The following is a 23,183-nucleotide window of genomic DNA, read 5'->3' on the forward strand; positions in this document are numbered from 1 at the left end:
TTGTGATTCAAACGAAACAAAAAGGCTTGCAAGAAGTTCTTATTGCAGCTATCAAGCGTGCAACTAACGAAAAAACATTGGTTAGTTTTGTAAAACAAATAGACTGGGTGGATCCGCTTCTGTTCTATGCAGCAGGAAAAAGGATTTCATTCGAAAATAGATGTTATTTTGCAGACCCGGCTCAGCATGTAATATTTGCAGGAATTGGCTCTGTTTTCACTATAGCAAATTCTTCTCATAAGCGCTTTCAAACCGCTTGCGACGAGTGGGAGAAAGTAAAAGAGAATGCATTTGTCCAAAGAGATGAATATGAATTTGGAACGGGTCCGCTTTTATTTGGTGGTTTTTCCTTTGATCCAGAAAAAGAGAAAACGGACCTATGGAAAGAATTTAAAGATACGACATTTTCACTACCAGCATTTTTATTAACTGTAAAAAATGAAAAAGCATGGTTAACGATGAATACATTTGTTTCAGCAACAGATTGTGCAGAAACTCTTTCTAACGAAATGATTTCTTTAGAAGAGAAGATTTTGGGAGAGAGTAAATGTGCGCTAAACGGATCGAAATTGACTGTTATTTCTAAAGTAGAAGTGGATCCGAAAGGCTGGATGAAAGCAATTGAAAAAGTACAAGATGAGATGAAGCAGGGTAACGTGCAGAAGGTTGTATTGGCGAGGGAACTAAAAGTAGAGATGAATCAGTCGATTGATTCTGCTCTTGTTTTAGAAGCACTTCGCATTGGTCAACCGGATTGTTACGTATTTTCTTTTGATTATAAAGGAGCATGCTTCTTAGGAGCGACTCCTGAGAGATTAATTCGCAAAGAAGATGAGAAATTTACATCGATGTGTCTTGCGGGTTCAATCGGTCATGGTCATTCTATAGAAGAAAGTAAGCGAAATAGTAATGCGCTTCTTCATGATGAAAAGAATTTAGCTGAACATGGGTATGTTGTTAACATGATCCGCTCGGTACTAAATGAACATTGCGAATACGTTAATATTCCGGAAAGCCCAGGTTTATTAACAACGAAAAACTTAATTCACTTATATACGCCTGTAGAAGCAAAAGGCGATGCGAGTCTTTTAACAATGGTAGAAGAATTACATCCAACACCAGCTCTTGGCGGGACACCTCGTTTGGAAGCGATGAAACTGATCCGTGATGTTGAATTGTTAGACAGAGGGTTGTATGGTGCACCAATTGGCTGGATAGATGATGAAGGAAATGGTGAATTTGCGGTTGCGCTGCGCTGCGGATTATTAAACGGCGAGAAAGCATCCTTATTTGCCGGTTGTGGTATTGTAATTGATTCAATCCCGCAGCTTGAATATGAAGAAACAAGTTTGAAGTTTAGACCGATGCTTGGTGCTTTGGAGGAATTAATGAAATGAACAATCATATAGAAGCATTATCATATTATTTAGGCGCGTTCGTGGATGAACTGACGCGTCTAGATGTATGTGATGTTGTCATTAGTCCAGGCTCACGGTCAACGCCGATTGCTTTACTAATGGAACAACACGAAGGAATGAACACATATTTACATGTGGATGAAAGATCAGCAGGATTTTTCGCGCTCGGTATTGCGAAAGCAAAAAAACGCCCAGTAGCATTATTATGTACGTCAGGAACAGCAGCAGCGAACTATTATCCAGCTGTATGTGAAGCTTTTCATTCAAGGGTCCCACTTATCGTCTTAACAGCGGATAGACCGCATGAATTAAGAGATGTGGGTGCACCACAAGCAATGAATCAATTTAATTTATACGGTACTTTTGTGAAACAATTTACAGAGATGGCACTGCCAGAAGCAAGTGAAGCGATGTATCATTACGCTCGTATGACGACGCAGCGTATAGTAGCAAATGCTTGTTTAGCGCCGCAGGGTCCTGTTCATCTTAATTTTCCAGTTCGCGAGCCACTTATCCCTGATTTCTCACTAGAAAGCTTATGGGATAAAGGACGTAGTGAATATACAGGAGTAGTTCAGCAAGGAAACGCGGTGATGCCGAGTGAATATGTAGATTCTCTTGTAGGGCGCCTTTCACATATGGAAAAGGGGCTTATTATTTGTGGAGATGATAGTCATGCAGAAATTGCAATGTTTGCAACGCAACTAGCTGAAAAAACTGGCTATCCTATATTAGCAGACCCACTTTCTAATATTCGTAGCGGACACCACGATAAAACGATGGTAATTGACTGTTATGATACATTTTTACGAAATGAAAAGTTAAAAGAAACATGGAAACCGGACGTTTTAATTCGCTTTGGTGGTATGCCTGTTTCTAAATCATTAACGCAGTTCATAAAAAAACAAACAAAAGCAGTTCATATCGTTGTCGATGAATCAGGACAATGGAGAGATCCAGCTCTTGTTGCGACAGAAGTTGTGCAAGCAAGTGACATTGAATTCTGCAAGGCATTAATAGAAAAAATGCCAGTTATGAAAAAGAATGATTGGTCCCTAATGTGGCAACATATAAACGAAAAAACGAAGGAAACGCTTCGTGAAATGGAAACATATGAAACTGCATTTGAAGGAAAGGTTATTACAGATATTGTGCGCGTATTACCAGAAGACGCAACGTTATTTGCGAGCAATAGTATGCCAATTCGTGATACAGATTCATTCTTCTTCACATCGGATAAAAACATCCATGTGATGGCAAACCGTGGTGTAAATGGTATTGATGGAATCATTTCGACAGCTCTAGGAGCAAGCGTTATTTGCGACCCACTTGTATTAGTGATTGGTGATTTATCATTTTATCACGATTTAAATGGACTGTTAGCAGCGAAATTACATGAATTAAATATAACAATTGTCGTTGTAAATAATGATGGTGGGGGTATTTTCTCATTCTTACCACAGTATGAGAAAAAGGAACATTTTGAATCATTATTTGGAACACCAATTGGACTTGATTATGAGCACGTTGTCAAAATGTACGGCGGTTCATTTAGCCGTGTAAATGGTTGGGAGCAATTCCGAGAAGAAGTTCGAAAAGGAACGACGACAGAAGGTTTACACGTTGTGGAAATTTGTACGAATCGTGATGAAAACTTAACATTGCACCGTACGTTATGGGCAAAAACACAGGACGTAATTACTACATCGTTGCAAGGTGAATCAAAATGAACGTAACGCTGCAAGGTGTATCGTATGAATATGAAGTAGTCGGAAGCGGGGAACCACTTCTACTTCTTCATGGTTTTACGGGAAGCATGGAAACGTGGCGTTCTTTTATCTTTTCATGGAGTGAGCAGTTTCAAGTTATTGTAGTGGATCTTGTTGGACACGGAAAGACTGAGAGTCCTGAAAATGTTGCGCATTATGATATCCGAAATGTGGCATTGCAAATGAAAGAACTACTAGATTACCTTCATATTGAAAAAGCACATATACTTGGCTACTCAATGGGAGGAAGACTGGCGATTACGATGGCATGTCTATATCCAGATTATGTACACTCTCTTTTATTAGAAAATTGTACAGCTGGGCTCGAAAACGAAGCAGATAGAAAAGAACGTCGTGAAAAAGATGATCGACTTGCCGATAAAATTGAGCGAGAAGACATAGAAAGTTTTGTATCTATGTGGGAAAATATTCCGCTTTTTGAAACGCAAAAACGTTTAGCAAAAAACGTACAAGAAGCGGTGCGAAAAGAACGACTTGCTAACAATCCAAAAGGACTTGCAAATAGCTTGCGCGGCATGGGAACGGGTGCTCAGCCTTCATGGTGGGATAAGCTGAAAAACTTAAAAATACCTGTTCTTTTAATGAACGGAGAGTATGATGAAAAGTTCTTTCGTATATTAAAAAATATTGAAAAATGCATCTCTGACGCGAAATTTGTCAAAATTGATGGTGCTGGCCATGCAATTCATGTGGAACAACCGGAAAAGTTTGATACAATAGTAAAGGGATTTCTAAAAACTATGCAGTGATGCTTTTTTCAGTTAAGAATGAAGTTACACTTATAGAGGAGATCAGAAATATACAAGGAGGTAGTTGTAATGGCTATTGAATGGGTAAAAGAAGGCAATTACGAAGATATTATTTATTCAACATACAATGGTATCGCAAAGATTTCGATTAACCGCCCTGAAGTACATAACGCATTCCGTCCTAAAACGGTAATGGAGTTAATCGACGCTTTTGCACAAGCTCGTGATGATGCAAATGTTGGCGTTATCATTTTAACAGGTGAAGGTGGACGTGCATTCTGTTCTGGCGGCGACCAAAAAGTTCGCGGTCATGGTGGATATGTAGGTGACGACCAAATCCCTCGTTTAAACGTATTAGACTTACAACGTCTAATTCGCGCAATTCCTAAACCAGTTATCGCAATGGTAGCAGGTTATGCAATCGGTGGTGGACACGTACTTCATATCGTATGTGACTTAACAATCGCTGCAGACAACGCTGTATTCGGACAAACAGGTCCTAAAGTAGGAAGCTTTGACGGTGGATACGGAGCTGGTTACTTAGCTCGTATGGTAGGCCACAAGAAAGCTCGCGAAATTTGGTACCTATGCCGTCAATACAACGCTCAAGAAGCACTTGATATGGGCTTAGTAAACACTGTAGTACCATTAGAAGAGCTTGAAGCAGAAACAGTACAATGGGCACAAGAAATTTTAGCAAACAGCCCAATGGCACTTCGTTTCCTAAAAGCTGCATTCAACGCAGACACAGACGGTCTAGCTGGTATTCAACAACTAGCTGGAGATGCAACGTTATTGTACTACACAACTGACGAAGCAAAAGAAGGTCGTGACGCATTCAAAGAAAAACGCAGTCCGGACTTCGGTCAATTCCCTCGTTTCCCTTGATCAAACCAAAAGCGGAAGCGGCTTGCTTAGAACAAGAGGGCGTTGGAACTCCTGACGTAGAGGCGCTTTTTGCCTCGTAGGAAGGCGTGAAACGACCGACTGTTCTAGCCGCTGTAGCTGGATGAAACCAAAAGCGAAAGCAGCTCGTTCAGAATGTGAGGGGGATGGAGCTTCTGACGTAGAGGCGCTTTTTGCCTCGTAGGAAGAAGTGAAACGACCGACTGTTCTAGCCGCTGTAGCTGGATGAAACCAAAAGCGAAAGCAGCCACCGAGCATTCTAGCTGCTGTAGCTGGATAAGACCAAACCGGAAACAAAACAACTAAGAGACTTGATATCATATCAAGTCTCTTTCTTTCATGAAAGGAGAATGAATGATGGAGACGATGCCAAATTGGTTAATGCAACGTGCATTTTTAACACCAGATCGCACTGCAATTGAAATAGAGGAAGAGAAAGTTACTTTTATGGAGCTGCATGAAAAAGTAGTATCTGTTTGTGAACACCTCACGCATGTTGGAGTGGAGCGAGGGCAAAAGGTGGCTGTTCTGATGAAAAATGGTATGGAGATGATTACAGTTATTCACGCCCTATCTTATGTAGGTGCAGTAGCTGTGCTTTTAAATACGCGTCTTTCAAGAGAAGAGCTACTTTGGCAAATGGATGATGCTGAAGTTGTTTGTTTAGTAACGGATCAAGATTTTGATGCTAAAGATGTTCCTGTTTATTCATTAGCCGAAGTGATGAATGGACCAAAAGAGGAAGCCTCTATACAAGAAGAGTTTTCTTTAGAAGAAGCGATGACAATTATTTATACGTCTGGGACGACAGGCAAACCGAAAGGCGTTATTTTAACGTACGGCAATCATTGGGCAAGCGCAGTCGGTTCGTCGCTTAATTTAGGACTTCGTGATGATGATTGTTGGTTAGCCTGCATGCCGATGTTCCATGTTGGCGGGCTATCTCTTTTAATGAAAAACATTATGTATGGCATGCGTATTTTACTTGTTCCGAAATATGATGCTGATTTTATTCATAAAGCACTTCAAACGAGAGGAGTAACAATTATTTCTGTCGTTTCTAAAATGTTAACTGATTTATTAGAGCGACTTGGGGCAGAGACATATCCATCTTCTTTACGATGCATATTACTTGGCGGAGGACCAGCGCCAAAACCACTATTAGAAGCATGTGTAGAAAAAGGAATTCCTGTATATCAAACGTACGGTATGACAGAAACATCTTCGCAAATTTGTACGTTATCCGCAGATTACATGTTAACGAAAGTAGGATCAGCTGGAAAACCACTATTTCAGTGCCAACTTCGTATTGAAAAAGATGGCGTAGTAGTGCCACCATTTGCGGAAGGTGAGATTGTAGTAAAAGGACCGAACGTAACAGGCGGTTACTTTAACCGTGAAGATGCGACGCGAGAGACTATTCAAAACGGATGGCTTCATACTGGCGACCTCGGTTATTTAGACGAAGAAGGGTTTTTATACGTATTAGATCGCCGCAGTGATTTAATTATTTCTGGCGGAGAGAATATATACCCAGCTCAAATTGAAGAAGTGTTACTCTCCCATCCGGCAGTAGCGGAAGCTGGCGTTGTCGGCATGGCTGACGATAAATGGGGACAAGTACCAGCTGCTTTTGTTGTGAAAAGCGGGGCGGTAACAGAAGAAGAAATTCTTCATTTTTGCGAGGAGAAGTTAGCGAAATATAAAGTGCCGAAGAAAGCATGTTTCTTAAAGGAATTACCACGTAACGCTTCGAAAAAATTGTTAAGACGAGAGTTAAGACAATTAGTGGAGGAGATGTAGGTGGAAATAAAAAAAGCGACACTGTATATAACGGAAATGCCACTCGTAATCCCGTTTGCTGCAAGCTACGGGACTTACGAAAAGCGTGAGAGTATCGTTATTGAATTAGAGGATAAGGACGGGTACATCGGATTTGGGGAAGTCGTTGCATTCTCTGAACCGTGGTATACGGAAGAAACGGTGAAGACAGCGCTGCATGTACTGCAAGACTTTTTAATACCTGATTTATTAAAGGCTGAAATTTCTCATCCGAATGAGGTACCGGGTCTATTTCAACATATAAAAAGAAACCGAATGGCAAAAGCCGGAATAGAGGGGGCTGTTTGGGATTTATATGCGAAGCGTCAAAAGAAATCGTTAGCGACATTGCTTGGCGGAACGAAGTCTGAAATTGAAGTCGGCGTTGTAATTGGGATCAATACAATTCCGGTTATGTTAAAACAAATCGAGAAGTACGCAGAAGAAGGATACGAGCGCTTTAAAGTGAAAATAAAGCCAGAGCATGATTACGAATTATTGAAAGAGATTCGTAAAGAGTTCCCAGGTATCCCGTTAATGGCTGATGCAAACTCAGCATATACATTAGGGGATACGGAGAGGCTGAAACGACTAGATGAATTCCAATTAATGATGATTGAACAACCGTTAGCGGATTACGATTTTCTTGATCACGCGGAATTGCAAAAGAAAATTGAAACGCCGATTTGTTTAGATGAAAGTATTCATAGTTTAGAAGATGCACGCGTTGCGATTACGCTTGGCAGCTGCCAAATTGTGAACATTAAACCAGGGCGAGTGGGCGGATTAACAGAATCAATCCAAATCCATAATTATTGTATGGAACATAACGTACCCGTTTGGTGCGGCGGTATGGTAGAAATGGGGGTTTCACGAGCGCAAAATGTTGCTCTTGCTTCACTGCCGAACTTTACGATTCCTGGTGATATATCCGCTTCTAGTAGACATTGGCAGAGGGATATTATTTCACCGGAAGTGACGCTTGAGGGCGGGAAAGTGATTGTACCGCAAAGTGTTGAAGCTGAGTATAAAGTTGACCGCGAAAGATTGGAAGAAATTACGAAGCAGCGGATTGTTTTTGAGCGGTAAATGGAAGTTTCATTAGGATGCCCGCAAGTAGCGAGAGGATTTTGTCGTTCATTGTCGGTAAGTCGATATATTTCAATAATCGCTGATATAATTTTATTTACAAAGGTTACTTTAACGAGTAGCCTTTTTGTATTGTACAAATTGGATAGACTAGTTTACAATCGAGCGTATAAAAATGGAATGAAAAAGGGGGAGTAAAATGAAACGCATTTCAATTTTAATCGCTGATGATGAGGCGGAAATTGCTGACTTAATTGAGATACATTTAGAAAAAGAAGGGTACCATGTTGTGAAAGCAGCGGATGGGGAAGAGGCGGTTCATATTATTGAAACGCAGCCAATCGACTTGGTAGTTTTAGATATTATGATGCCGAAAATGGATGGTTATGAGGTGACGCGTCAAATTCGCGCGAAACATCATATGCCAATTATTTTTTTAAGCGCGAAAACTTCGGACTTTGATAAGGTGACAGGTCTTGTACTAGGTGCGGATGATTATATGACGAAGCCTTTCACACCGATAGAATTAGTTGCACGTGTAAATGCACAACTGCGTAGGTTTTTTACGTTAAATCAACCGAAAGTAGCGGAGAGTAAATCTGCTTTAGAAATAGGCGGAGTCGTAATTAATCCTGAGCGCAGGACGGTTGATGTGTATGGTGAGCAAATTGAATTAACGCCGAAAGAGTTCGATATTTTATATTTATTAGCGAGTCATCCGAAGAAAGTATACAATGTGGAAAATATTTTTCAGCACGTATGGGCAGACGATTATTATGAAGGTGGAAATACAGTAATGGTACATATTCGTACTTTGCGGAAGAAACTTGGAGAAGATAAAAGAAAGGATAAATTAATAAAAACAGTGTGGGGAGTAGGTTATACTTTCAATGGCTAATATGATGAAAAGTTTTCGATTTAAAATGATTGCCTTATTTGCGTTAAGTATGGTGCTTGCAGCAACTGTAACTTATATAATTTATAAAGGATTGCAGTTGTATTATAAAACGATGGTTCGCTACGAAGAGCCTTTAGCACAATTTAGGTCAATGGTAAGGGAATTTGGAGACATTAATTTCTTTTTAATTTTCTTTATTCCGTTATCTATTATCTTTTTCTTCTTTTTGACAAAACCGTATTTAAAATACTTTGATGAAATTTCTAATGGGATTCATCATCTTGCGAACGGTAACTTTACGAATAAAGTTCAAGTTTCATCAAATGATGAGTTTGGAAATATCGCGCGTGAAATAAATATTGCAAGTGAAAAGTTAAAAGAAGCTGTTGAAAGAGGAGATTTTGCTGAAAGTAGTAAAAGTCAGCTCGTTGTGAATTTAGCTCATGATTTAAGAACACCATTAACATCCGTGTTAGGATATTTAGATTTAATTCTTAAAGATGAAAATTTAACAAAAGAACAAATTAAACATTTCTCCACAATTGCATATACGAAATCGCAAAGACTGGAAAGTTTAATTGATGAGCTATTTGAAATTACACGTATGAATTATGGCATGCTAAAACTGGATAAAAAGCCGATTGATATAAGTGAGTTGCTTATACAGTTAGAGGAGGAATTGTATCCGTTATTAGAAAAACATCATTTAGAAGCTAGATTGAATGTGGCTCCTCATTTACCGATGCACGGTGATGGAAAATTGTTAGCTAGAGTATTTGAAAACTTGTTAACAAATGCCGTTCGTTACGGCTATGATGGACAATTTGTTGATATGAATGGGTATGTTGATAATGGAGAAGTTGTCGTACAAATTATGAATTACGGAGATAGCATCCCGGAAGAAGATTTACCGTATCTTTTTGATATGTTCTATACAGGTGATAAAGCAAGAACTGAGAACCGTGGCGGGACAGGCCTTGGACTATTTATTGCGAAAAATATTGTCGAGCAACATAACGGTACGATTTCTGCTGAGAGCAATGTAGTTAGAACGATATTTGAAGTACGATTGCCAAAAGACGAGAATGTAACAATTTAATGAAAATTTAAACTTTACCCCACTTTTTATTTTAATAGTTTTTTCTATTCTATACGTAAGTTACGTTAAGGAGGAACTAGAAATGAAAAAGTGGGTATTTATTTCTTTTTTTATAGTATGCACAGTATGTGTAGGCGTTTATATATCACCGTTATTTCAAAAGGAAATCGACGTTAAAATTGTCGGGAAAGATGAGCTAGTAAAGGCGGCAAACACCGATGGGAAAGAGATTACGAAGGAACAAATTTATAAGGGCGATTTATTATTAGTTAACAGGGATTACCCAGTAAAAAAAGATAGTATTAGGTCTGATATTATAAATGTAAATCATAATAGTGAATTAGTGAGAGGCTATGTAATATTTGATAGAAATCTTCGTTTATCAAAGGATGTTGTGAAAAAGTTTTTGAACGTTGTCGATGCGGCTGGAAAAGAAAGTGTTAACCATTTTTTGATTAGTAGTGGCTATAGAGATTTCCAAGAGCAAAAACAGCTATATGAAAAAATGGGATCTGATTATGCACTTCCAGCAGGATACAGTGAACATAACTTAGGATTATCACTGGACATTGGGTCTACTCAAAAGAAAATGGAGAAAGCGCCTGAAGGAAAATGGATTGAAGAGAACGTATGGAAGCATGGCTTTGTATTACGTTATCCGAAAAATAAAAGTAACATTACAGGCATTCAATATGAGCCATGGCATATACGTTATGTAGGCTTACCTCATAGCGCAATTATGCAAAAAAAGAATTTCACACTAGAGGAATATTTAGGGTTTTTAAAAGAGGAAAAAGAGATTTCAACTGAAGTCGAAGGTAAGAAATATACTGTTTCTTATTATAAAGTTTCTGAGAATATGAAAGTGAACGTTCCAGCAAACAAGCAGTATGAAATTTCCGGGAACAATATGGATGGGGTTATTGTGACGGTTCAGGAATAGAGAAAAAGCTATCTGAAGTAGATAGCTTTTTTTCATGATTGGCCCCGGTCATATGCCTATCAAGCTAGCGAAATAAATCAATGGATACGAAATATAGTTGTTTTTAAACTAGCAAGTAAAAGTAGGAGTGCTAAAAAAGTTTATTAAAGTGCGATTTTTTTATTAGGTACTTGTCTATGCTTTATCGTTGTTTTATACACAATATCGGATTATAAAAATGGTCACCTTCTTATATCGATGAGATTTAAGAACATTCTTTTTAAGCAGTTGATAAAGGCGTTTGCTTGAAATAGGAACGAAAAGGAATTATTAATTATATAAATTGCTCTATATTTGCACCGAATGAATTAGTTATGAGATTTATTTTAAATGTCATTAAATAATTGTTTTATGCAAATTAATAGTAACAAATATTGATGGTTATTAATAGACTAGTTTAATTATTCTGAATGTTTTACTATTTGAATTGCGAGATAATAAAAGTGTATTTTTATTGTTTTCTGCTGTTATATATTTAGGAGGGAGAATGGTAGATGAAAAAGAAATTTATCAAGGGGATGATTTCTGCTGCATTATTGCTGAGCTTTACTTTACCATCAATTGCTGATGCAAGTATTGAAACGGAAGATGATGGTATTGTAACGGAGTATATCCCTGAAATTAATCTAGGCATTGATTTATCAAAGGTTGATACTTCTGACTTCGATTTTGAAAACTTTGAAAAAGAGTATGATTTTTTAGTAAATGACCCTGTTTTTTTACAACTAGAGGAGGAAGTAAACTAAGGGTTGAATCTGTTGTTGAAAAAAATCCTTTTACTGGCGAATTGGTTGTTAAGCAGGAAATATTGCCGGCTATTGTTCTTGGTGCATTAAGAGTATTAGTTTCAAAAGTAGGTAGAACTGCTGCGGATAAAGCCTGGGCGGTTGCGCGTCCATATGTACAAAAGGCACTCAATTCTCCGAAGCAATATATTTTAGAAGCAGCTAAGGGTGGAATGATAATACAAGTACGTTCTAAAGCTACTGGTAACCGAGTTTTTGCCATAGATTATCATTATATTGATGGAAAAGGTCCTATTTTACATTATCATAGTCCTCCTAATGTCGGTGCACATAAATATTTTAGATAATGTCTAAGGAGCTTATATCTATGAAAAAATATAACTTTGAAGATTCGATTCATATGCATTTATTTTATTACAGGGATATAGAAGAGGTTTTTACATATGAGGCTGTAGCTTATAAAGTATGTAATGAAAATTTATGGGTAGTATATTTTGATATTTCTTACTATAATGATTTATCAATTCATCAATTTTCTAAGTATCCATTCTATGATAAATATGGATATGAAATTCTCCATGTTCGTACAAAAGATCTAGATGAGTGTGAAGGAAATAAATTATTTACTGATTGGTTAATTAATAATTCAATTGTTTAGTTCTAGCCCGCTATTGGCGGGCAGTAAGGCTTCCACCTCAAAAGTTGATGAAGGCTAATCCACACTGATTAAAGTTTCATTTTATAAATTTATCTATCACCAAAAAGCCTATCAATTTAAGTGCTTTTTGGTTTTTTATTTATGACGGAGAAATGTCTTAACATATAAAATTTACGAAATGCTAATGGCCTCCATTATCGGCACTTAAACATTATAACGTTATATTTACTTCTCCCTTTTTTTGTGTTACGCTAAACGTGTGAAAGAGATATAAAAATGAAACTTTAATGTAAGCGTATTCTTATGGCTTCTTATAGAAAAGGGTGGAAGTACAATGACAGAACGATTCGTACTACGTAATGTGAAACGTGTGAACGGGGAAGAGATTGACATTGTAATTGAAAATAATAAAATCGCACAGGTGACGAAAGCTGGTGCTGGTGAGGGTGGAAAGGTTCTTGATTGCTCTGGTACTTACGTATCGAGTGGTTGGATTGATTTACACGTTCATGCTTTTCCAGAGTTTGATCCGTATGGCGATGAAGTGGATGAAATTGGCGTTAAGCAAGGGGTAACGACAATTGTTGATGCGGGTAGCTGCGGAGCTGATCGCATTGCAGATTTAGTAAAAAGTAGAGAACAGGCAAAGACAAATTTATTTGCCTTTTTAAATATTTCTCGCATCGGTTTGAAACGAATTGATGAATTATCCAATATGGAATGGATAGATAAAGAGAAAGTAATAGAAGCAGTAGAAAAGTATAAAGATGTAATCGTTGGGTTAAAGGCGAGAATGAGTAAAAGCGTCGTTTGTGATAGTGGAATTGAACCGCTGCATGTAGCGCGCTCTTTATCCCGTGAAACATCATTACCGATTATGGTACATATCGGTTCAGCGCCTCCTCGCATTGAGGAAGTTGTACCTCTTTTAGAAAAAGATGATGTTATTACACATTACTTAAACGGGAAAGAAAATAATTTATTTGATGAAGAAGGCAAACCGCTACCTGTGTTACTAGATGCAGTGAATCGCGGCGTACATTTAGATGTTGGTCACGGTAATGCTAGTTTTTCTTTTAAAGTAGCAGAAGCAGCGAAGCGTCACGGTATTGCCTTTCATACAATTAGTACAGATATTTACCGAAAGAACCGTATACACGGTCCAGTGTATAGTATGGCTCATGTTCTTTCGAAATTCCTTTACTTAGGTTATCCGCTAGAAGAAGTGATTGATGCGGTTACGAAAAATGCGGCAGAGTGGCTTAAGAAACCAGAGCTTGGCCGTATTCAAGAAGGAGATATTGCAAACTTAACTTTATTTACGGTTAAAGATGAGAAGGTTACGTTAATTGATTCAGAAGGGGATCAGCGCATTGCTGAAAGAAGGATTGATACGAAAGGGGTTGTAATTAATGGGTCATTCATTGAATGCTAAGTACGGATTAAAAAGAGTAATTAATGCGAGCGGTAGAATGAGTATTTTAGGTGTATCTGCTCCTACAGATACGGTAATGGATGCGATGAAACATGGTGGACAAAATTATGTGGAAATTGCTGATTTAGTAGATAAAGCAGGAGACCATATTGCGAGAATTCTAGATTCAGAGGCAGCGGTCGTTGTGAATTCAGCATCGAGCGGAATTGCGCTTTCTATCGCTGGTATCGTTACAGAAGGAAATCGCCGTAAAAGTGAAAGACTTCATCAAGAAGTAATCGCGAAAAACGAAGTGATTATGTTAAAAGGTCATAACGTTCAATACGGTGCTCCTGTTGAAACGATGATTTACTTAGGCGGCGGTAAACTTGTAGAAGTTGGCTATGCAAATGAAGGGAAAGCAGAGCATATTGAAGATGCAATTGGTGAAAATACAGCAGCGATTCTGTATGTGAAATCACATCATGCAGTGCAAAAAAATATGATTTCTGTTGAAGAAGCATGGGAAGTTGCGCAGCGAAATAAAGTACCGCTTATCGTGGATGCAGCAGCTGAAGAAGACATTCAAAAATATGTGAAGTATTCAGATCTTGCTATTTATAGCGGTTCAAAGGCAATTGAAGGACCTACTTCTGGTATTGTGGGCGGTAAAAGAAAGTATATTGAATGGCTGAAAGTGCAATTACATTGCATTGGAAGAAGCATGAAAGTTGGGAAAGAAACAACTTTTGGTTTACTTCAAGCACTTGATGAGTACGGAGTAAAAGAAGATAAGAGCGAGCAAGAAAAAGAATTGCTACAAATACTTATGCCGCTAAAAGAATTAAATGGTGTAAATGTAACGATCGTTCAAGATGAAGCTGGAAGAGCAATCTTTCGAGCTCGTATTCATATTAACGAGAAAGAATTAAATAAATCAGCAAAAGATGTTGTGACTGCATTACGCGAAGGGGAAATTGCCATTTATACACGTGATTACGGAGTAAGACAAGGATTCTTTGATATTGATCCACGTCCACTTCAAGGTGATGACATATATGTGATTGAAGAAAAATTGAGAGAAATTGTAGGGGGAAACTAAAATGACAAACATTCAAAAACGTTTTTATAAAGACCGCGTAGCATTAAATGTATTGGCAAACAATATCCAAAATGCGAAAGATATTTTTGAAGCAGCAGAAGGATATGTAGTAGTAGGTGTTTTATCAAAAGATTATGCAACTGTAGAAGAAGCTGTTACAGCGATGAAAGCATACGGAAAAGAAATTGATGACGCTGTATCAATCGGACTAGGTGCAGGAGATAATCGCCAAGCGGCAGTTGTCGCTGAAATTGCGAAGCATTATCCTGGCAGTCATATTAACCAAGTGTTCCCTTCAGTTGGAGCGACACGTGCAAATCTTGGCGAAAAAGATAGCTGGATTAATAGTTTAGTATCGCCAACAGGAAAAGTAGGTTACGTAAATATTTCTACTGGCCCAATTAGTGCGGCTGGAGAAGAAAAAGCAATCGTTCCAATTAAAACAGCGATCGCACTTGTACGTGATATGGGCGGAAATTCATTGAAGTACTTCCCAATGAAAGGGCTAGCTCACGAAGAAGAATATCGCGCAGTTGCGAAAGCTTGTGCGGAAGAAGGATTCGCATTAGAGCCAACAGGCGGAATTGATAAAGAAAACTTCGAAACAATTGTACGTATTGCGCTTGAAGCAAATGTAGAGCAAGTTATCCCGCACGTGTACTCTTCTATTATTGATAAAGAAACTGGTAACACGAAAGTAGAAGATGTGCGTGAATTATTAGCAGTCGTGAAGAAGCTAGTTGATCAATATGCGTAAGAAAATTGCAGCGTTCGGCGAAGTAATGATGCGCCTGCAAGTACCTGGATATGAATTGTTGTCGCAAGCTAACACGTTAAATTACTCATTTTCAGGTACAGGTGTGAACGTTGCAGCGGCACTTTCTCACTTAGGACATGAAGGGCTTCTTATTTCAACTTTACCGGAAAATTCGGTTGGAGATGCAGCTGTATCTTACATTCAAAAGTTAGGGATTCAAACTTCTCTTGTTTCAAGAGGCGGTAAATATGTAGGTATGTATTTTTTAGAAAATGGATTCGGTGCACGTGCAAGCCGCGTTACGTATTCGAATCGACTAGAAAGTAGCTTCAATACGGCGTCTGAAGAGATATACCAATTTGAAGAAATTGCTAAGGAAATTGATATCGTTCATTTTTGCGGTATTACACTTGCGATGAATGATACGGTGCGCCATCATATGAAGTCTTTAGCGAGAGCAGTTAAAGAAAACGGAGGAACCGTCGTTTTTGATTGTAATTATCGTCCATCACTTTGGGGAGAAGACGGATATGAACAGGCAAAACCGCATTATGAAGAAATGCTGGGACTTGCTGATATCGTTATGATGAACGAAAAAGATGCAATGTTTGTTTTAGGAATAAAAACCGAAGAAACGGAGCGAGAGGCGCAACTTGTTGATCTTATTCCAAGGGTAGCTGAAACGTATCATATCGCTACAATCGCTGGTACTCATCGCTCTATTAACAGTGATAATACACATTCGCTTCGCGGGTTTATATGTAAAGATGGAACGTTCACTTTTGCAAAAACACTTACGTTTTCTGTATATGATAGAATAGGTGCTGGAGATGCTTATACGAGCGGAATTATTCATGGCGAGATAAAGGAGTTCGCACCAGAGAAAGCTGTTTCATTTGCGTCAGCAGCTGGAATGCTAGCACATACAATCGTCGGTGATACGCCAATGTCATCAGAGAAGGATATACTTCGGGCAATGACGGCATCAGTAGGTGATGTAGAAAGGTAGTGGGTGTAACGGTGAACGTAACGAGAAAAAAAGGACCATTATATTTGCAAATAAAAAATATTATTCGTGATCGAATATTGCATGGTGTATATGCGATTCATACGAATATTCCTTCCGAACCGCAGTTAGAAGAAGAGTTCAAAGTGAGTAAAATTACAGTGCGAAATGCGATTAAAGAACTCACTCAAGAAGGATATTTGGAAAAGAAAAGCGGTAAAGGAACGAAAGTCATCCGCAATACTTCTGCGACAAAACTGTCAAAGGGTAAGAAATTTACTGAAGTGTTAGTGGAAGAAGGATATAAAGTACAGAAGAAATTGCTAAAAGCAGAAATTGTGCAGAATGAAGAAGGAACAGTGCCATTTCGATTATTCGGTAAGGAGAGTTTTCGTATTGAACGTTTATATACGTTAAATGATGCACCGTACATTCATTATACGCACTATTTCTCAGCAGGAATGGCAAGTTCAGATTTATCGGATTTTGACTTGCAATCGCTTTATGATTTAGTTGAAGACCGAGGTATTCATTTAGAAAACTTCAGAGATGAATTCGCTGTTGGACTCGCGCCTATTTTCGTTGCAGAAGCGCTAGGTGAAAAAGAGGGGACAGCGCTATTAAAACGCATGCGTTATTCTTACGATGAAGTTGGCGAAATAATTGAATATAGCGAAGGCTACTACAATACAGAAATGCAGCATTATGTAGTGAATTATGACGTATAAAAAAGAGGGGATTTTCCCTCTTTTTTTATAAAGTAAGGAGAATGGGAGATGGATATATACTTATTAATCGTCACGTTACTTGCAATTGCGATTGTTATTTTAGGGGTATCATGGTGGAAATGGCATGCATTTATTAGTTTAACAGTTGCGAGTTTGTTTTTAGCTATCATGTCTGGACTGAACTTAACGAAAATAGTGACTGCCTATGAAACTGGTGTTGGTAGTGTACTAGGGCATTTAGTTGGTATTTTAGCTCTCGGAACAATTTTAGGGAAAATGATGTCCGATTCAGGGGCCGGCATGCAAGTGGCAGATTTCTTTATTCGATTTTTCGGTGTAAAGAAACTACCGTGGGCTATGTTATTTGCAGGATTTGTTATAGGGATTCCAGTATTTTTTGAAGTGGGGATCGTTATTTTATTACCACTTGTAATTTCCATTCGAAAAACGACGAAGCAAAATATATTATTAATTGCGTTACCTGTCATTGCAGGATTATCTATTGTTCACGGGCTCGTGCCACCACATCCAGGGGCGATGACAGCAATCGGTATTTATAACGCGAACTTAGGAAAGGTACTTTTATATTCATTAATTATCGCGTTACCAACAGCCATTATCGCAGGACCAATATTTGCAAAGTGGGTACATAAAAGGGTTATACCTGAAAATGAACCAGAGCTTATTCGAGTTACGACTGTATCAACTGATTTACCGAGTCGTAAAGTTTCATTCTTTATTATTTTATTACCAGTTGTATTGATGATTTTATCGGTCGTTGCACCATATATTTCATTATCGAAAAAGTTGACTGAATTTTTTGTTTTCATAGGAAGTCCAGTAATCGCCTTACTTATTTCATGTTTCGCAGCATTTTATTTACTTGGTATCAAACAAGGAATTAATAAAAAGATGATTAAAAAATTAACAGACGAAAGTTTATTACCGGTCGGTTCCATTATTTTAATTATCGGTGCAGGCGGTGGATTTAAACAAATATTAATTGAAAGTGGCGTTGGAACGGCCATTGCGCAAATGGCAGAACATATATCGTTATCACCAATTGTATTAGCTTTCATGGTAGCTGGATTAATTCGAATTGCAACAGGTTCAGCGACAGTAGCATTAACGACAGCAGCAGGGATTGTTTCACCAGTTATTCAGCACATGTCTGGTGTGAATTTAGAGTTGCTTGTTATTGCAACCGGTGCAGGATCATTAATGTTTTCTCACGTAAATGATGCAGGGTTCTGGCTTGTAAAAGAGTATTTAGGTTTGACGGTGAAGGAAACATTTAAAACGTGGACGGTACTCGAGACATTGTTATCATTTATTGCATTTGGTTTTGCGCTTGTGTTGAATATGTTTCTTTAGGAGAGGAGATCAGATTTAAACGAATAAAACCTACAGAGGAAATGTAATTTCTCTGTAGGTTTTATTCGTTTTTTGTGCTTTCTATTACTTAATGGAACGGACATACTGATCTTCTCCATCGTCTTCGACAAAGACTCCTAGCTCATTCAAATCTTTGCGTAAATGCTTCTTTTTTTTAGAGTTTCCTTCTCGAAGGGCATTGCGTCTTTCATACAAAATAGTATTTATGCTTTTATTAAATCGCTCATCCTCTAATTTCCATAAGCTATACTCATGTTTATAAGGATCTTGTTCCACCCAGGGGAAGCCGTGCATTAAGAAAGTATCTTTAATTTTGCTTGGGGTAATGTCAGATGTTTCACGTAACCATTCGCGGTCTTCTTGATCAATGATAACCACTTGACGCTTATCTACAAAAACGGCTTTTACATTTAATCTGGTGATTTGTTTCTTTTGATCGTCCTTATTCACGTGAATGCTTTCCGAAGTAATGTTCATTTTTAAAGCTTCACTATAAATAATTAAAGAAAATAAAATTCCTGCAATAACACCAATTAGCATGAGGATAATAGGAAGCCAGAAGGGATTAATAAAATTTAAAAGTTCTATAATTTTTGAATCAGAAAAGAGAGGAATCTTTTTTATAATCTCTATTAATTTAGGTGAAAAATATCCAATAATTCCTAAAAGGATTGGGCTTACTATAGCAAGTAATTTTTCTAAAAAACCTAATCCAATGACAGATGCCTTTTTCATGTGTAGTTCATCCTTTCATATATATTTTTTTAATCAAGGCATGTTTTAAACAGTGAGTTTCTTCACCATTTTTATGAGCTCATCTGAGTAATTTTCTATGGATATAGATGAATTTGCCTTCAGCATTCTTTCTTCGATTGCTCCTAAAATAAATGAAGCTAATGTGTCGGTTTGGAAAGAATCGGAAAACACGCCATTTTGTTGACCAGTCTTCAAAATATCTAATAACATCGTTCTAAGAGCATCCTCCTCTTCGTCGTCTTCGATTCTGTAATAAGGAACGTTCTCTTCATTTCTTGCATTAAAGACAATCTCAATTAAGGCAATATTATTTTTGTAATGAGTTTCTTGATAAGCCAAATGCGCTTCAATAAAAGCCTCTAGTTTATTTATTTCAGATTGAGCTAATAGCACTCGATTACTAATAAATTCATGTTGCTTGGCAACTAAAAATTGTAATGTGCGATTCATAAGGTAAAGCTTATCATTAAAATGATAAGAAATAAGTCCGGTACTAATCTTAGCCTTTTTTGCTACCTTCGTTAAGCTTAAGTTGTTATATCCAACCTCTTCTAATGTATCAATACATGCAAGAATAATTTGTTCACGCCTAGCCTCTGCAATAAAAGAATCAGTCACGCTATTCAACTCCTAATTTATATGATTTGAATGTATAATCAAAAAATTGATTGGTCGTTCAATTAAATATTAGTAAGAAATTAAGAGTATGTCAAATGTTTTATGCTTACATCTGGATAAGGCTCATTCGCTTTTTAATAAAGCCCAATTCCTAAAACAAGCCCGTTTTTAGGTAAGCCAAGCTTCTTATTCGCCCTGAAAACATAATATAAATGGAATCCCCTCATTTAGAGCAAGGTGAACTTGTTATGAATGATACTAAAGGAGGAATAGGGTAATGAGCGAAAAGTGTGAACACAGACATGATGATTGTAACCGCAGACATGGTTGCGGAGGCGGTTTTGCGCTTCTAATCGTATTGTTTATTTTATTAATTATCATCGGTGCTAGCTGCTTCGGCGGAGGCGGCGGTTGTGGTTATGGTGGTTACGGCGGTTATGCTGGCGGCTACGGCGGATATTGCTGCTAATTATTAAAAACTATTGAAAATAGCCTTGTGCATATTGCACAAGGCTATTTTATTCATATTTTTATATGCTGTGATAATTTATTAATGTAAAGAGAACGGATTAAGAAGAAGAAAATGATCTCGATAATCCCGAAAAAGGTGAGTACGATACATGTCTCTTTTAATAAGGAGAAAGAAAACATGCTTTGTAAAAACTTAACTGCAAATAATGTGTGAACACCAGCAACGACATAAGGAACGAAAAATAAAATTCCTAATTGAATCGTTGCAGAGCGAAACATTTCTGATTCAGTTAAGCCAAGCTTTGTAATCGTAATATACTTTTGTCTTTCAGTTGTTAAGTCATTATACATACGGAAATATAAAACACTAGCTGCTCCGATAAAGAAAATAAAGCCGAGAAATGCCCAAATAAAGAATTGAGCGACTGCATTTCCTTTACTATGAACGAGTTCATCCGTAGCTGTATAAATATAAAATGGTTTAATGAAATCTTCTTCATTTTTATGTGCTTCATACAAGGTTTCTGCATCATGATTTAAGCTTTTTAATATATTTTTTGTTGGGACAATTGCATTTTCCCAATTTTCCACGAAGTAGTTATAGACTGTAATTGTTTCAATATGAGGAATCATATTTTCAATTACTTCATCTTGCATCACAATTAAGTGAGGTAATGCAAAGGGAGGCTCAATTCCTCTATTAATAAAACCTTTAATTTGAAATTCCTTTTTATTAGAGCCGAGTGTAATCGTGTTCTGCTTCGCAAATGGGTTAGACACGAGATTTAATAACACTGGTGAATAGCGAGAAATATTATAAACTTGTGAAGAATCGAGAGTGATTTTTGGTCTGTTTAATTGCTGTGCTATTGCGTTATAATCACTCATTTTCATAATGGCAATTGATTCTTTTGAAGCTGTATCTTTTAAAACGGTAAACTTATATTTGTCATATTGAAAATTAGCATTTGTAAGTTCAGTTTCAATCGTAGTAATATGCTTTTGTTCAAATGCATTAACACCTTCTGATGTATAGGTGAATGGTATTGGATATCGTTCTAGTATGGGTGCTTTCGTATTATTGTTTGCAGCAAATAACCCGATAATAATTGTAAATGCAAGTGCAGATAGCATAGAAACAATAAAGAGTACATTAATATTACTGCGTGTACGAGAAACTAAATCTGAAATCCATAACATATTTATTTGTTTTAAATAAAACTTTCTTCGTTTCTTTAAAATATAGATAAAGAGAAGAAATGTTTGTGAAAAAAATAAATACGTCCCAACTACTACAAGCGGTAAAATAGATAGCATAATTAAGAATACAGATCCATTTTGTGCATTTTTTTCCGTTATGTAGCCTTGCGGATAACCAGCAATATAATAGCATAGTCCTAAACAAGTTAAAGCAAATAGTGAAATCAGTATAGATGGTTTTTTTTCGCTCTTCTCTTTGTTAACGCCCTTAATAAGCTTCGTTGTTTTTCGAGTACGAATAAACATTGGTGTAAATGTAGAAACGATTAAAAATAAGATAATAAACGTTACGGTTGTAACGATAATCGCTTCTGTTGGCCAATATAAATAGAGACCTTTCGCGTTTGTTAATTTCGAAGTGACTAATAAGAAAAAGTTAGAAAATACAAGTCCACCTTGAATGCCGATAAAGATAGACAATATCCCGATTATCATATTTTCAGTAAATAACAGTCTCTTTAATTGTCTCTGTGAGATACCGAGAATGGTGAGTATCCCGAATTGGTGCTTCCGTACATTTAAAAATGTTCCAATTGAATATAAGAGAAAGAAGAACGAGAACATAACAATCACAAGCTGTGCTGTACTAGCTAAGTTCATTAGAGGATCACGTTCTTGGAAACTTTGTACACTTTGTAACCGCGGGTGATACGCGTATACAGTAAATGAAAAGAAAACCATGATAGAAAACGCACTACTTACAAAGTAGGCGAAATATGCTTTCGAATTACGTGAGACATTTTTAAATGCGAATTGCCAAAATGTCATCCACGTCTTCCTCCTAATAATGCTAAAACATCTAATATTTCTTGATAAAATTTCTCACGGTACAATCCGCGGTGTAGTTCATTGTAAAGCTCTCCATCTTTAATGAAAATAACACGGTTACAATAACTTGCTGCAAACGGATCGTGCGTAACCATTAAAATCGTTGCATCTTCTTCTTTATTTAATTTCGTAAATAGCTCCATTACGTCAATTGCCGCTTTTGAATCTAAGTTTCCTGTCGGTTCATCGGCAAGTAGAAGTGAAGGATGATGAATGACAGCACGTGCTACTGCGGTACGCTGTGCTTGTCCCCCGGAAACTTCAAAAATACGCTTGTCCAAAATATGATCAATTCCAAGCTTTTTTGAAATGTTATCAAGCTTTTCATCCATTTCTTTTAATGGAACATTATCTAATGTTAAAGGTAGTACGATATTTTCACCGATTGTTAGTGTATCTAGTAGGTTAAAGTTTTGGAAAACAAATCCTAACTCTTGGCGGCGGAAAATAGCTAACTTCTCTCTACGAAATGTGTGCGGTTTTTTTCCGTTAATCACGACATCACCAGAAGTCGGAGAATCGATTGTAGAGATAACGTTTAAAAATGTAGATTTCCCGCTACCAGATGGTCCCATAATGGCAACGAATTCACCTTTATCCACGTGTAAATTTATATTTTTTAAAGCAGTATGAGGGACTTTTCCCTCATATACTTTTGAGACGTTTTTTATGTGTAATACTTCTTCCATAGT

At 37.3% G+C, this 23,183-nt stretch carries 22 protein-coding genes and 2 pseudogenes; 19 read left to right on the top strand and 5 right to left on the bottom strand.

The window, feature by feature from the left end:
• The first annotated feature begins 2 nt into the window (after window positions 1-2).
• The 10 genes from ACTFRM_RS13310 (at window position 3) to ACTFRM_RS13355 (ending at window position 10,713) form a co-directional block, all read left to right on the top strand.
• Complete coding sequence (locus ACTFRM_RS13310; RefSeq protein WP_440043390.1) at window positions 3-1,397, top strand: isochorismate synthase; 1,395 nt, start codon at window positions 3-5, stop codon at window positions 1,395-1,397.
• A complete protein-coding gene (gene menD / locus ACTFRM_RS13315; RefSeq protein WP_001059195.1) occupies window positions 1,394-3,148 on the top strand; it encodes a 2-succinyl-5-enolpyruvyl-6-hydroxy-3-cyclohexene-1-carboxylic-acid synthase in 1,755 nt (584 codons plus the stop codon). Before ACTFRM_RS13310 ends, menD begins: the two co-directional genes overlap by 4 nt.
• Window positions 3,145-3,957 carry a 2-succinyl-6-hydroxy-2,4-cyclohexadiene-1-carboxylate synthase gene (menH, locus tag ACTFRM_RS13320; RefSeq protein ID WP_440043391.1) on the top strand — a complete coding sequence of 271 codons (813 nt, stop codon included), beginning with the start codon at window positions 3,145-3,147 and terminating at the stop codon, window positions 3,955-3,957. The genes menD and menH overlap by 4 nt, the downstream gene beginning before the upstream one ends.
• Before the next feature lie 69 nt (window positions 3,958-4,026).
• Window positions 4,027-4,845 (top strand): 1,4-dihydroxy-2-naphthoyl-CoA synthase, encoded by an 819-nt coding sequence (gene menB, locus ACTFRM_RS13325; RefSeq protein ID WP_000963881.1) that lies wholly within the window; start codon window positions 4,027-4,029, stop codon window positions 4,843-4,845.
• Window positions 4,846-5,220: 375 nt separating this feature from the next.
• Entirely contained in the window at window positions 5,221-6,666 is a 1,446-nt protein-coding gene (locus ACTFRM_RS13330; RefSeq protein ID WP_000449571.1) for an o-succinylbenzoate--CoA ligase, read from the top strand.
• Window positions 6,667-7,773, top strand: coding sequence for an o-succinylbenzoate synthase (menC, locus tag ACTFRM_RS13335; RefSeq protein ID WP_440043392.1), 1,107 nt, complete (start codon window positions 6,667-6,669; stop codon window positions 7,771-7,773). It abuts the gene before it with no gap.
• Window positions 7,774-7,971 carry a hypothetical protein gene (locus ACTFRM_RS13340; RefSeq protein ID WP_015055199.1) on the top strand — a complete coding sequence of 66 codons (198 nt, stop codon included), beginning with the start codon at window positions 7,774-7,776 and terminating at the stop codon, window positions 7,969-7,971.
• 1 nt (window position 7,972) lies between these two features.
• Entirely contained in the window at window positions 7,973-8,671 is a 699-nt protein-coding gene (locus ACTFRM_RS13345) for a response regulator transcription factor (RefSeq protein WP_000822510.1), read from the top strand.
• Complete coding sequence (locus ACTFRM_RS13350) at window positions 8,664-9,770, top strand: sensor histidine kinase (protein ID WP_440043394.1); 1,107 nt, start codon at window positions 8,664-8,666, stop codon at window positions 9,768-9,770. Before ACTFRM_RS13345 ends, ACTFRM_RS13350 begins: the two co-directional genes overlap by 8 nt.
• Window positions 9,771-9,852: 82 nt before the next feature.
• Complete coding sequence (locus ACTFRM_RS13355) at window positions 9,853-10,713, top strand: D-Ala-D-Ala carboxypeptidase VanY (protein ID WP_000759407.1); 861 nt, start codon at window positions 9,853-9,855, stop codon at window positions 10,711-10,713.
• A 143-nt stretch (window positions 10,714-10,856) separates the two neighbouring features.
• On the opposite strand, the pseudogene ACTFRM_RS13360 reads toward ACTFRM_RS13355, so the two are convergent.
• Window positions 10,857-11,048, bottom strand: a pseudogene (locus ACTFRM_RS13360) (hypothetical protein); the annotation flags it as partial.
• A 198-nt stretch (window positions 11,049-11,246) separates the two neighbouring features.
• Here ACTFRM_RS13360 and ACTFRM_RS13365 point away from each other — a divergent pair.
• The 8 genes and pseudogenes from ACTFRM_RS13365 to gntP all read left to right on the top strand — a co-directional run bounded on the left by ACTFRM_RS13365 (window position 11,247) and on the right by gntP (window position 18,537).
• A pseudogene (locus ACTFRM_RS13365) lies at window positions 11,247-11,845 on the top strand (hypothetical protein).
• Window positions 11,846-11,865: 20 nt separating this feature from the next.
• On the top strand, window positions 11,866-12,156 hold the full coding sequence (locus ACTFRM_RS13370; RefSeq protein WP_121868469.1) for a DUF3986 family protein: 291 nt from the start codon (window positions 11,866-11,868) through the stop codon (window positions 12,154-12,156).
• Window positions 12,157-12,490: 334 nt separating this feature from the next.
• Window positions 12,491-13,591, top strand: coding sequence for an amidohydrolase/deacetylase family metallohydrolase (locus ACTFRM_RS13375; RefSeq protein ID WP_000139930.1), 1,101 nt, complete (start codon window positions 12,491-12,493; stop codon window positions 13,589-13,591).
• Window positions 13,569-14,672, top strand: a complete 1,104-nt coding sequence (locus tag ACTFRM_RS13380) for a DgaE family pyridoxal phosphate-dependent ammonia lyase (protein WP_006915668.1) — start codon at window positions 13,569-13,571, stop codon at window positions 14,670-14,672. The genes ACTFRM_RS13375 and ACTFRM_RS13380 overlap by 23 nt, the downstream gene beginning before the upstream one ends.
• Before the next feature lies 1 nt (window position 14,673).
• Window positions 14,674-15,429, top strand: coding sequence for a 2-dehydro-3-deoxy-phosphogluconate aldolase (gene dagF / locus ACTFRM_RS13385; RefSeq protein ID WP_000181896.1), 756 nt, complete (start codon window positions 14,674-14,676; stop codon window positions 15,427-15,429).
• A complete protein-coding gene (locus tag ACTFRM_RS13390; protein WP_440043395.1) occupies window positions 15,422-16,438 on the top strand; it encodes a sugar kinase in 1,017 nt (338 codons plus the stop codon). The genes dagF and ACTFRM_RS13390 overlap by 8 nt, the downstream gene beginning before the upstream one ends.
• Window positions 16,438-17,163 carry a GntR family transcriptional regulator gene (locus ACTFRM_RS13395; RefSeq protein WP_440043397.1) on the top strand — a complete coding sequence of 242 codons (726 nt, stop codon included), beginning with the start codon at window positions 16,438-16,440 and terminating at the stop codon, window positions 17,161-17,163. Before ACTFRM_RS13390 ends, ACTFRM_RS13395 begins: the two co-directional genes overlap by 1 nt.
• 48 nt (window positions 17,164-17,211) lie before the next feature.
• The gene (gene gntP, locus ACTFRM_RS13400) at window positions 17,212-18,537 is read left to right on the top strand and encodes a gluconate permease GntP (protein ID WP_440043398.1); all 1,326 of its coding nucleotides are present in this window, start codon (window positions 17,212-17,214) and stop codon (window positions 18,535-18,537) included.
• A gap of 84 nt (window positions 18,538-18,621) precedes the next feature.
• Here the strand turns inward: gntP and ACTFRM_RS13405 are convergent, their stop codons facing one another.
• Together ACTFRM_RS13405 and ACTFRM_RS13410 are read right to left on the bottom strand one after the other, a co-directional pair.
• Window positions 18,622-19,293, bottom strand: a complete 672-nt coding sequence (locus tag ACTFRM_RS13405) for a YqeB family protein (RefSeq protein WP_440043400.1) — start codon at window positions 19,291-19,293, stop codon at window positions 18,622-18,624.
• Between the two features lie 45 nt (window positions 19,294-19,338).
• A complete protein-coding gene (locus ACTFRM_RS13410) occupies window positions 19,339-19,932 on the bottom strand; it encodes a TetR/AcrR family transcriptional regulator (protein ID WP_000132248.1) in 594 nt (197 codons plus the stop codon).
• A 277-nt stretch (window positions 19,933-20,209) separates the two neighbouring features.
• On the opposite strand from ACTFRM_RS13410, the gene ACTFRM_RS13415 reads away from it, so the two are divergent.
• The gene (locus ACTFRM_RS13415; protein WP_001290392.1) at window positions 20,210-20,401 is read left to right on the top strand and encodes a YjcZ family sporulation protein; all 192 of its coding nucleotides are present in this window, start codon (window positions 20,210-20,212) and stop codon (window positions 20,399-20,401) included.
• Between the two features lie 53 nt (window positions 20,402-20,454).
• On the opposite strand, the gene ACTFRM_RS13420 is transcribed toward ACTFRM_RS13415, so the two are convergent.
• Together ACTFRM_RS13420 and ACTFRM_RS13425 are read right to left on the bottom strand one after the other, a co-directional pair.
• The gene (locus ACTFRM_RS13420) at window positions 20,455-22,431 is read right to left on the bottom strand and encodes an FtsX-like permease family protein (RefSeq protein WP_000144944.1); all 1,977 of its coding nucleotides are present in this window, start codon (window positions 22,429-22,431) and stop codon (window positions 20,455-20,457) included.
• Entirely contained in the window at window positions 22,428-23,180 is a 753-nt protein-coding gene (locus ACTFRM_RS13425) for an ABC transporter ATP-binding protein (RefSeq protein WP_000393250.1), read from the bottom strand. The genes ACTFRM_RS13420 and ACTFRM_RS13425 overlap by 4 nt, the downstream gene beginning before the upstream one ends.
• Window positions 23,181-23,183 lie beyond the last annotated feature (3 nt).

Origin of the sequence: Bacillus cereus group sp. MYBK227-1 (assembly GCF_051916325.1) — a bacterium.
Taxonomy (GTDB): Bacteria; Bacillota; Bacilli; order Bacillales; family Bacillaceae_G; genus Bacillus_A; species Bacillus_A cereus.